Source organism: Streptomyces sp. NPDC001549 (genome assembly GCF_042894025.1).
GTDB lineage: Bacteria > Actinomycetota > Actinomycetes > Streptomycetales > Streptomycetaceae > Streptomyces > Streptomyces kutzneri.
In genome coordinates this window covers 1-9,587 of the sequence record NZ_JBIAVJ010000064.1, presented here as the reverse complement: position 1 = coordinate 9,587, position 9,587 = coordinate 1, and the positions used below count along the sequence as shown (strand labels likewise).

At 71.4% G+C, this 9,587-nt stretch carries 9 protein-coding genes; 7 read left to right on the top strand and 2 right to left on the bottom strand.

What is annotated here, in order from left to right; translation table 11 throughout:
- Window positions 1–240: 240 nt before the first annotated feature.
- The 4 genes from ACFY04_RS43280 to ACFY04_RS43265 all read left to right on the top strand — a co-directional run bounded on the left by ACFY04_RS43280 (window position 241) and on the right by ACFY04_RS43265 (window position 3,837).
- Window positions 241–426: a Trm112 family protein gene (locus ACFY04_RS43280; protein ID WP_030015246.1), complete on the top strand. Its 186-nt coding sequence runs from the start codon at window positions 241–243 to the stop codon at window positions 424–426.
- 86 nt (window positions 427–512) lie between these two features.
- Complete coding sequence (locus tag ACFY04_RS43275) at window positions 513–1,646, top strand: SIS domain-containing protein (RefSeq protein ID WP_389126528.1); 1,134 nt, start codon at window positions 513–515, stop codon at window positions 1,644–1,646.
- 37 nt (window positions 1,647–1,683) lie between these two features.
- Window positions 1,684–2,841 (top strand): mannose-6-phosphate isomerase, class I, encoded by a 1,158-nt coding sequence (gene manA, locus ACFY04_RS43270; RefSeq protein WP_389126527.1) that lies wholly within the window; start codon window positions 1,684–1,686, stop codon window positions 2,839–2,841.
- Window positions 2,842–2,913: 72 nt separating this feature from the next.
- The gene (locus ACFY04_RS43265; protein WP_389126526.1) at window positions 2,914–3,837 is read left to right on the top strand and encodes a cation diffusion facilitator family transporter; all 924 of its coding nucleotides are present in this window, start codon (window positions 2,914–2,916) and stop codon (window positions 3,835–3,837) included.
- Window positions 3,838–3,930: 93 nt separating this feature from the next.
- On the opposite strand, the gene lepB is transcribed toward ACFY04_RS43265, so the two are convergent.
- Complete coding sequence (gene lepB, locus ACFY04_RS43260; RefSeq protein ID WP_389126525.1) at window positions 3,931–4,608, bottom strand: signal peptidase I; 678 nt, start codon at window positions 4,606–4,608, stop codon at window positions 3,931–3,933.
- Between the two features lie 381 nt (window positions 4,609–4,989).
- Here lepB and ahcY point away from each other — a divergent pair, with 381 nt between their 5' ends.
- On the top strand, window positions 4,990–6,426 hold the full coding sequence (ahcY, locus tag ACFY04_RS43255) for an adenosylhomocysteinase (protein WP_389126524.1): 1,437 nt from the start codon (window positions 4,990–4,992) through the stop codon (window positions 6,424–6,426).
- A 109-nt stretch (window positions 6,427–6,535) separates the two neighbouring features.
- A complete protein-coding gene (locus tag ACFY04_RS43250) occupies window positions 6,536–7,156 on the top strand; it encodes a hypothetical protein (RefSeq protein WP_373037087.1) in 621 nt (206 codons plus the stop codon).
- Between the two features lie 4 nt (window positions 7,157–7,160).
- On the opposite strand, the gene ACFY04_RS43245 is transcribed toward ACFY04_RS43250, so the two are convergent.
- The gene (locus ACFY04_RS43245) at window positions 7,161–8,069 is read right to left on the bottom strand and encodes an RDD family protein (RefSeq protein WP_389126522.1); all 909 of its coding nucleotides are present in this window, start codon (window positions 8,067–8,069) and stop codon (window positions 7,161–7,163) included.
- A 112-nt stretch (window positions 8,070–8,181) separates the two neighbouring features.
- Here ACFY04_RS43245 and ACFY04_RS43240 point away from each other — a divergent pair, with 112 nt between their 5' ends.
- The gene (locus ACFY04_RS43240; RefSeq protein ID WP_389126521.1) at window positions 8,182–9,189 is read left to right on the top strand and encodes a stage II sporulation protein M; all 1,008 of its coding nucleotides are present in this window, start codon (window positions 8,182–8,184) and stop codon (window positions 9,187–9,189) included.
- Window positions 9,190–9,587 lie beyond the last annotated feature (398 nt).

The following is a 9,587-nucleotide window of genomic DNA, read 5'->3' as shown; positions in this document are numbered from 1 at the left end:
TCCGCGACGAGGCCCTGGCCCTCATCCGCGCCTGACGCGAATCAAGCCGGGCTCCGCCCGATCAAGCCCCGCCGGCGTTTGAGGCGCGGGTCCGGGCGGAGCCCGGTGCCCGGCGGAGCCGGGTTCCCCCGGGGCGCAGGCCCCGGGGCCCGGCCCAACCCGCCCCCACGACACCGCACCGCCCCGAACTCGGCGGTACGCTGACCTCGCCCCACCCACGTGCCCGAAGGGAATCGCCCCATGCCGCTCGAAGCCGGCCTCCTGCAGATCCTCGCCTGCCCCGCCTGCCACTCGCCCCTTGAGGACAAGTCGGCCGACGAGACGGCCCCCGAGCTGATCTGCACCGGCCAGGACTGCGGCCTCGCGTACCCGGTCCGTGACGGCATCCCCGTGCTCCTCGTGGACGAGGCCCGCCGCCCCGCCTGACCCTGCCGCGCCGCGCCCGCATCGCAGACGCAGACGCTGAGACCGATTCCGCCACCCTGGATCCGTCAACACCGCCGGAGGCCGCCATGCTCGACGAGTCGCTCCTCGACGCACCGGACGATCTCGCCCGCGTCGACCGCCGGGGCCTGCTCCGCGGTGCGGCCGAGGCCGGAGCCAGAGTCCGTACCGCCGCCCGGCACGCGAGCGAGGCCGGCCTCGCCGAGCTGCGCCCCGACGGCCGCCCGCGCTCCGTCCTGATCGCCGGGCCCGGCTCCGCCGCCACTGGCGTCGCCGACCTGCTCGGTGCCCTCGCCGGAGCCTCCGCGCCCGTCATCCGGCTGGATCCCACCGGCGTCGCCCACGCGGCCGGCGCGCTGCGCTGGACCCTGCCCGGCTGGGCCGGCCCCGTCGACCTGCTGCTCCTCGCCACCACCGACGGCACCGAGCCCGGGCTCGCCGTCCTCGCCGAGCAGGCGTACCGGCGCGGCTGCGCCGTCGTCGCCGTCGCCCCCGAGCGCTCACCGCTGAGCGAGGCGGTGGACGGCGCGCACGGGCTCCTCGTACCGATGGCCAAGGCCCCGTACCAGGAGTACGACGAGTCCGCCGCGGCCGGACCCGGCGCCCTGTGGGCCCTGCTGACGCCGCTGCTGCTGCTCCTCGACAAGGTCGGCCTGATCACCGCCGCCCCCGACACCCTGCAGCTCGTCGCCGACCGGCTCGACCGTACGGCAGAACGTTGCGGGCCCGCCATCGCGACCTACTCCAACCCGGCCAAGACCCTCGCCGCCGAGCTGGCCGACTCCCTCCCGCTCATCTGGAGCGAGGGCACCGGCGCCGCCCCCGCGGGCCGCCGGTTCGCCGCCACCCTCGCCGAGCTCGCCGGCCGCCCCGCACTGGCCGCCGTGCTTCCCGAGGCGCTGCCCGCCCACGGCGTCCTGCTCGCCGGATCCTTCGCCGCCGGCGCCGACCCCGACGACTTCTTCCGGGACCGGGTCGAAGAGCCCCAGGCCCTTCGCGCCCGCATCGTCCTGCTGCGTGACCGGCCGACCGGTGGCCTCACCGCCGCCCCCGCGGCACGCGAGCTCGCCCACAGCCACGACACGGCGGTCAGCGAGCTCGAACCGGAGGAGGGCGTCGAACTGGAGCAGCTCGCCGAACTCCTCGCCGTCACGGATTTCGCCACCGCCTACCTGGCGCTGGCTTCCGGCGGACACAGCTGAGGCACTGAAGTACCCAGCTCTATCCAGGAAGACGACGATGGACCGCCTGACGAACACGATCCGCCCCTACGCCTGGGGATCCACCACGGCCATCCCCACGCTCCTCGGTGTCGAACCCACCGGTGAGCCCCAGGCCGAGATGTGGATGGGAGCCCACCCGGGCGCCCCCTCCCGCATCGACCGGGGAGCGGGCGAGCGGGCGCTCTCGGACGTCATCGCCGCCGATCCCGAAGGCGAGCTGGGCGCTGCCACCGTCGCCAAGTTCGGCCCCCGGCTGCCCTTCCTGTTCAAGATCCTCGCCGCCGGCGCCCCGCTCTCCCTCCAGGTCCACCCCGACCTGCTCCAGGCCCGGGCGGGCTTCGAGGACGAGGAGCGCCGCGGGGTCCCGATCGACGCGGACCACCGCAACTACAAGGACCCCAACCACAAGCCCGAAATGATCTGCGCGCTCACCGCGTTCGACGGGCTGTGCGGCTTCCGCCCGCCGCTGGAGGCCGCCGACCTCCTCGCGGGCCTGGACGTGGACAGCCTCAAGCCGTACGTCGACCTGCTGCGCGCGCACCCCGAAGAGGCCGCCCTGCGCGAGATGCTGACGGCCGTACTGACCGCGGACCGCGCCGAGATGGCCCACACCCTGCACGAGGTCGCCGCCGCCGTCACACGCCTCGGCGGCCGGTACACCCCGTACGCCACGCTGGTCCACCACTTCCCGGGCGACCCGGGAGTCATCGCGGCGATGCTGCTCAACCACGTCCGACTCCAGCCCGGCGAGGCGATGTTCCTCGGCGCCGGCGTCCCGCACGCCTACATCGACGGCCTCGGCGTCGAGTTGCTGGCCAACTCGGACAACGTGCTGCGTGCCGGGCTCACCCCCAAACACGTGGACGTGCCCGAGCTGCTGAAGATCGCGAAGTTCGAGCCGGGCGACCCGAACCTGCTGCGCCCCGAGGGCGACGGCGAGGAGGTCTACGAGACCCCCATCGACGAGTTCCGGCTCTCCCGCTTCCTCCTCGCGCCCGGCGGCGCCTCCCGTGTGCTCCCGCACGACACCCCGCAGATCCTGCTCTGCACCGCCGGCTCCCCGCAGGCCGGCGAACTGGCCCTGACCCCCGGCGAGTCGGTCTTCGTACCGGCGGGCGAAAAGGTCGAACTGTCAGGAAGCGGGACGATCTTCCGGGCCACCGTGGTGGTCTGACGTAGCGTCCCTCCCACCGGCTGCAACAATGTGCGGCCGGTAGTCAGTGGCTAGGAAGGACACCCTGCACCCATGAGCGCGTCGGGCGGTACCAAGGCGATCGTGGCGGCACTCGCCGCCAACCTCGCCATCGCTGTAGCCAAATTCGTGGCATTCCTCTTCAGCGGCTCCTCGTCGATGCTCGCGGAAAGCGTCCACTCGCTGGCCGACTCCGGGAACCAGGGGCTGCTGCTCCTCGGCGGCAAGAAGGCCCAGCGCGAGGCGACGCCGCAGCACCCCTTCGGGTACGGGCGCGAACGCTACATCTACGCCTTCCTGGTCTCCATCGTGCTCTTCACCGTCGGTGGCATGTTCGCCATCTACGAGGGCATCGAGAAGATCAACCACCCGCACCCGATCGAGGCCTGGTACTGGCCGGTCGGCGTCCTCGTCTTCGCGATCATCGCCGAGTCCTTCTCCTTCCGCACCGCGATCAAGGAGTCGAACGAGATCCGCGGCAAGCAGACCTGGACCCAGTTCGTCCGGACGGCCAAGGCCCCCGAGCTGCCCGTCGTCCTCCTGGAGGACCTCGGTGCGCTCGTCGGCCTGGTGCTGGCCCTCGGCGGCGTCGGCCTCGCCCTGCTGACCGGCAACGGCGTCTGGGACGGCATCGGCACCCTGTGCATCGGCGTCCTGCTGATCCTGATCGCGATCGTTCTGGCCGCGGAGACCAAGTCCCTGCTGCTCGGCGAGGCCGCCGGCACCGAAGAGATCGAGAAGATCAAGACCGCGCTCGTCGACGGGGACGTCGTCACCCGCGTGATCCACATGCGCACCCTGCACCTGGGCCCGGAGGAGCTGCTGGTCGCCGCCAAGATCGCGGTCGAGGGCCACGACACCGCGACCCAGGTGGCCGACGCGATCAACGCCGCCGAGGCCCGCATCCGCGAGGCCGTCCCGATCGCCCGGGTGATCTACCTGGAGCCGGACATCTACCGGCCCGAGGCCGCCAAGTAGGCGAGCGGCCAAGAGCCATGAACGCCCGAAGGCCCCCGCAAGCAGCAGCCCGCGGGGGCCTTCGGGTTTGTGCCGTCGCCTTACAGCCCGCGCCTACGGCTCGTCGACGTGCACGGCGCCCCAGACGGGCCCCGCCGGTACCGGCTTCCTCCGCCGCGCCACCAGTGCGGCGATGCCGAGCCCGATTCCCGCGGGCAGGGCGAGCGTTCCGGCGGTCATCGCCAGGCCGAGAGTCCCCATCAGTGCGTTGTCCTCGGCGATCCGGACCCCGGTCACGGCCGACACCGGCAGCGTGCCCTGCTGGCTCTCCGAGTGGTATCGGGCGTCCGCGGAGTTGCCGCGGTTGTCACCCAGGATGAAGACCCGGCCCTGCGGCACCGAGACGGCGAAGCTCAGGCCGGGGGCCCCGGGAGCGCCGTCCCGTACGTAGGGCTCGTCGAGCGGCTGCCCGTTGAGAGCCAGGGTCTTGTCCCCCTCCGCATAGGCGATGTGGTCGCCCCCCACCGCCACCACGCGTCCGACGAACGGTCCCGGCATCTGCCACTCGGCGGTGTCGTAGGTGACGATGTCACCGCGGCGCACCTCGGGCGGATCCCTCTTCACCAGGAGCAGCTCCCCGTGGGGCAGCGTGGGCAGCATGGCGCCGCCTTCATAGCGGTGCCCGTTGAACTGACTCACCATGAGCGCGATCGGTCCGCCGATCAGCGTGACGCCCAGTATCAAGAGGGCGATCGCCCATATACCCCGTTTGCGCCCAGGCCTGTTCTTCATGACTCCGTAACCCCTCCCACCAGTACGAACGGCCGGAAGACTACGGTCTGGCCGAAACCGCACCGCCGCTGGGGCCCGGCCGGCGGATCTCCCTCGGTACCCCCAGGTCGACGCCTCGTCAGCAGCGGGCCGCAGCCGCCCCCGGAGGCCGGTGCCCATGCATCACCACCCGGCTTCTTCCCCGTCCGACTGGGGCTCGCTGCGCCGATCGGTGTAGATTCGTGCCCAGTGTCAGGCGTCGCTGCTGATGGCGGGTCGGGCGGTCCCTGCGACCGGCCGAGGGGAGAGAGGACCCCCGACGGACTGTGCTCGGTGTCCCGTCCCCAGGACGGCGCACGGCCCAGCCGTACCCACCCTCTCGAACCATGAGGAGCAGCACCCATGGACTTCAAGGTCGCAGACCTCTCCCTTGCCGCGTTCGGCCGCAAGGAGATCACCCTGGCCGAGCACGAGATGCCGGGTCTGATGTCGATCCGCGCCGAGTACGCGCAGGCGCAGCCCCTGGCCGGCGCCCGCATCACCGGCTCGCTGCACATGACCGTGCAGACCGCCGTACTCATCGAGACCCTCGTCGCCCTCGGCGCCGACGTCCGCTGGGCCTCCTGCAACATCTTCTCCACCCAGGACCACGCGGCCGCCGCCATCGCGGTGGGCCCGAACGGCACCCCGGAGAACCCGCAGGGCGTCCCCGTCTTCGCCTGGAAGGGCGAGTCGCTGGAGGAGTACTGGTGGTGCACGGAGCAGGCGCTGACCTGGCCGAACACCCCCACCGGCGGCCCGAACATGATCCTCGACGACGGTGGTGACGCCACCCTCCTCGTCCACAAGGGCGTCGAGTTCGAGAAGGCCGGCTCGGCCCCGGACCCGTCGACGGCGGACTCCGAGGAGTACGCCCACATCCTCACCCTGCTCAACCGCACCCTCGGCGAGTCCCCCCAGAAGTGGACCCAGCTCGCGTCCGAGATCCGCGGCGTGACGGAGGAGACCACCACCGGTGTCCACCGCCTCTACGAGATGATGTCCGAGGGCACCCTGCTGTTCCCGGCGATCAACGTGAACGACGCCGTCACCAAGTCGAAGTTCGACAACAAGTACGGCTGCCGCCACTCCCTGATCGACGGCATCAACCGTGCCACCGACGTCCTCATCGGCGGCAAGGTCGCGGTCGTCTTCGGCTACGGCGACGTCGGCAAGGGCTGCGCCGAGTCCCTCCGCGGCCAGGGCGCCCGCGTCATCGTCACCGAGATCGACCCGATCTGCGCGCTGCAGGCCGCGATGGACGGATACCAGGTCGCCACCCTCGACGACGTCGTCGAGACGGCCGACATCTTCATCACGACCACGGGCAACAAGGACATCATCATGGCCTCCGACATGGCCAAGATGAAGCACCAGGCCATCGTGGGCAACATCGGCCACTTCGACAACGAGATCGACATGGCCGGCCTCGCGAAGGTCGAAGGCATCGTCAAGGACGAGGTCAAGCCCCAGGTCCACACCTGGAAGTTCCCCGACGGCAAGGTCCTGATCGTCCTCTCCGAGGGCCGCCTGCTGAACCTCGGCAACGCGACCGGCCACCCGTCCTTCGTGATGTCGAACTCCTTCGCGGACCAGACCCTGGCCCAGATCGAGCTCTTCACCAAGCCGGAGGAGTACCCGACTGAGGTCTACGTGCTCCCGAAGCACCTCGACGAGAAGGTCGCCCGCCTCCACCTCGACGCCCTCGGCGTCCGCCTCACCACCCTGCGCCCGGAGCAGGCCGCGTACATCGGTGTCAAGGTCGAGGGCCCGTACAAGCCGGACCACTACCGTTACTGATCAACCCCTGATCAGCCTCTGATCAGCGGCGGCAGAACGTGAAGCAGGCCCCCGGCACCCGTGCCGGGGGCCTGCCCCATATCCCTCGACCCCAAGAAGAGTGCGCACCATGCCCCGCGGCCGCTACTCGCTCCACGACCCGCACGACCACACCCCGCTCGGCGAGGAGCACTTCCACTGCGCCCCCGGGCCCTCCGGCTGGCGCTACGTCTCCCAGCTCACCGGCCCGGACGGGGACCACCGCGGTTCCGTCGACCTGGCGATCGACGAGCTGGGCCGCCCCATCCGCCTGGAGGTCAACGCCGCGAGCTGGCAGGTGCGCGGCGCCGCCATCGACGGCGTCACCTGGGTCCGTACCGACCCCACCGGCACCGAGGCCACCGAGGGCAACATCGCCGCCCCCGGCTTCACCGGCACCTCCCCGGCCTTCCTCGTCGCCACGGCCCGCCTGCTGCGCCTGACCCCCGGCGCCCCCGCCACCCGGGTCCGGCTCCTGGCCCTCACCGATCCGGTACTGGCACCCCGTACGGTCGACCAGGCCTGGGCCCTGGTCGCCCGGCAGGAACACCCCACGGACAGCGGCCCGCTGCTGGTGGACGAATACCAGGTCAGCGCCCTGGACACGGGCGAGGTCCACACCATCCACATCGCCGGGGACGTGGTGCTCTCGGCCCCCGGCATCGAACTCGAACACCTGGAGACGCCGCCCTCGGCCTTCGAGGAACAGTGATCCCTCAGGCGGGCGGCGCGAACCCGCCGGCGCGCGGAGCCGCTGCGGGCGCCACGGGCGCGGGAGCCACGTACGGGACCGGCGCCACGACCGGGCCCGGTACCGGGCCCGGTACCGGCACCGGTGCCGGCCCGGGTGCGAACCCGGAGCTGGGACCGCCGGCGGACGGCCGGAACGCCCGGGCGGCGTCCCGCGACTGCCGCTCGTGCACCACGGCCATCAGGAACGCGGCGGCCGGCACCCCGGCCGGCGGCGGCGCCCCCGTACGCGCCACCAGATCGTCCGCCAGCCGCACCGCCATCGCGGCGCCCACCTGCGGATCCAGCTGGTTCATCCGCGTCAGGTACTGGCGTATCGCCAGCCACAGCCCGTCCGGCACCGCCGACAGATCCAGCCCGGTGAACCGCCCGGCCAGCCACGGCGGCGGCGGAGGCACCGGCATCACCTGGGTCCCCGGCACCCGCTCCCGGACCACCAGCGTCCCCGCGAACACGTCCCCGAGCCGCCGTCCCCGCGCCGACACCAGCGAGGCGATGCACGCGATCGACCCGAAGGTCAGGATCAGCTCCACGATCCCCATGGCCCCGCGCACCAGAGCGTGCCGGAACCGGATCGGCCCGCCGTCGTCCCGTACGACCCGCAGCCCGCAGGCGAGCTTGCCGAGCGAACGCCCGTGGGACAGCGTCTCCACCGCGATCGGCACGCCCACCAGGAACAGCAGGAAGCCCGCCACCGCCACGGCCGCCTGGGCGGCCTCGTCCAGCGAGGCGGTGGCCATGGTCAGCCCGACCGAGATGAGCACGTATCCGGTGACGTACACGGCAAGGTCCAGGAGGATCGCCAGCCCGCGGCTCGGCAGCCGCGCGGGCCTGAGCCCCAGGACGACAGCGTCCCCCGTCACCAGATCGCTCACCACAGCACCTCTCATGTGACCTGCCCCGCCCCTACGGCCTCCAGTCTGCCAAGCTGACCACACTAGGAATAGGCAGTAGCCAGGGGACCTGGGACAGGGGAGCGGCAACCGGATGGATCTCGACGTCTTCGTGAGCGCACACCGTGCGGAGTGGGAGCGCCTGGAGCAGCTCCTGGGCCGCGGCCGCAAGCTCACCGGCGACGAGGCCGACGAACTCGTCGCGCTCTACCAGCGCACCTCCACCCACCTCTCCCAGATCCAGTCCAGCGCCCCGGACCCGATGCTCACCGGCCGGCTGACCCAGCTGGTCGCCCGCGCCCGCGCCACGGTGACGGGCACCCGCCGGGCCGGCTGGCGCGACGCCGCCCTCTTCTTCACGGCGGGCTTCCCGGCCGCGGTCTACCGCAGCCGCCGCTGGTGGATACCGACGGCCCTGCTCTCCACGGCGCTCGGCGTGCTCATCGGCTGGTGGATAGCCACGCACCCGGAGGTCCAGGGCGCCATCGCGGCCCCCGAGCACCTGAAGGCGCTCACGCAGCCGGGCGGCCAGTACGAGACGTACTACTCCAGCCACCCGGCGGGCTCCTTCGCCGCCCAGGTCTGGACGAACAACGCCCAGGCGGCGGCGATCTGCCTGGTCCTGGGCGCGTTCCTGGGGCTACCCGTGCTCTGGATCCTCTTCCTGAACATGGCCAACCTCGGCGTCGGCCTCGGCCTGATGGCCTCCGCCGGCCGCCTCGACGTCTTCCTGGGCCTGATCCTTCCGCACGGCCTGCTCGAACTGACGGCGGTCTTCGTGGCCGCGGGCATGGGCCTGCGCCTGGGCTGGACGGTCATCGACCCGGGCCCCCGCACCCGCCGCGCGGCCCTCGCGGAACAGGGCCGCACCGCCCTCGGCATGGCCATCGGCCTCGCGGTGGTCCTCTTCATCTCGGGCCTGATCGAGGGCTTCGTGACCCCGTCCGGCCTCCCCACCTGGGCCCGCATCACGATCGGCGTCGCAGCCGAGGTCGCCTTCCTGCTCTACGTCTTCGTCCTGGGCGGCAGGGCCGCGCGCGCCGGCGACGTGGGCGACGTGGAGGAGGCCGACCAGACGGCGACCCTCCCGACCGCGGCCTGATGTGCGTGCAAGCCCGTTGAGCTGCTAGTCTCCTCGTCGTCCCGCGAAGACCGTTGACACGGAGCGCGCGGGGAGGTAGATTTGAACGGTTGCCTCGAACTGGACAAGTTCGGCAGCGACGGTTTAAACTCTCTCTCACCCCTCAAAGGAATTGAATTCCAGTGGGGTGCAGCCGACTCCTCATTCAGGAATCCGAAGCCGGGAAATCCGGTGGAGAACTTCTGATAGAGTCGGAACCGCCGGAAAGGGAAAGCGCGAAAGCGAATAACCTGGAAAGCACCGAGGAAGTCGGACACGAAAGAGTCTGATAGAGTCGGAAACGCAAGAACAGAACGAAAGCCCGGAGGAAAGCCCGAGAGGGTGAGTACAAAGGAAGCGTCCGTTCCTTGAGAACTCAA

What these genes read in the sequence shown, in the direction of transcription:
- manA (WP_389126527.1), top strand. Translation starts at nt 1,684, where the DNA reads ATGGACCGCCTGACGAACACGATCCGCCCCTACGCCTGGGGATCCACC.
- ACFY04_RS43240 (WP_389126521.1), top strand. Translation starts at nt 8,182, where the DNA reads ATGGATCTCGACGTCTTCGTGAGCGCACACCGTGCGGAGTGGGAGCGC.
- ahcY (WP_389126524.1), top strand. Translation starts at nt 4,990, where the DNA reads ATGGACTTCAAGGTCGCAGACCTCTCCCTTGCCGCGTTCGGCCGCAAG.
- ACFY04_RS43250 (WP_373037087.1), top strand. Translation starts at nt 6,536, where the DNA reads ATGCCCCGCGGCCGCTACTCGCTCCACGACCCGCACGACCACACCCCG.
- ACFY04_RS43275 (WP_389126528.1), top strand. Translation starts at nt 513, where the DNA reads ATGCTCGACGAGTCGCTCCTCGACGCACCGGACGATCTCGCCCGCGTC.
- ACFY04_RS43280 (WP_030015246.1), top strand. Translation starts at nt 241, where the DNA reads ATGCCGCTCGAAGCCGGCCTCCTGCAGATCCTCGCCTGCCCCGCCTGC.
- lepB (WP_389126525.1), bottom strand. Translation starts at nt 4,608, where the DNA reads ATGAAGAACAGGCCTGGGCGCAAACGGGGTATATGGGCGATCGCCCTC.
- ACFY04_RS43265 (WP_389126526.1), top strand. Translation starts at nt 2,914, where the DNA reads ATGAGCGCGTCGGGCGGTACCAAGGCGATCGTGGCGGCACTCGCCGCC.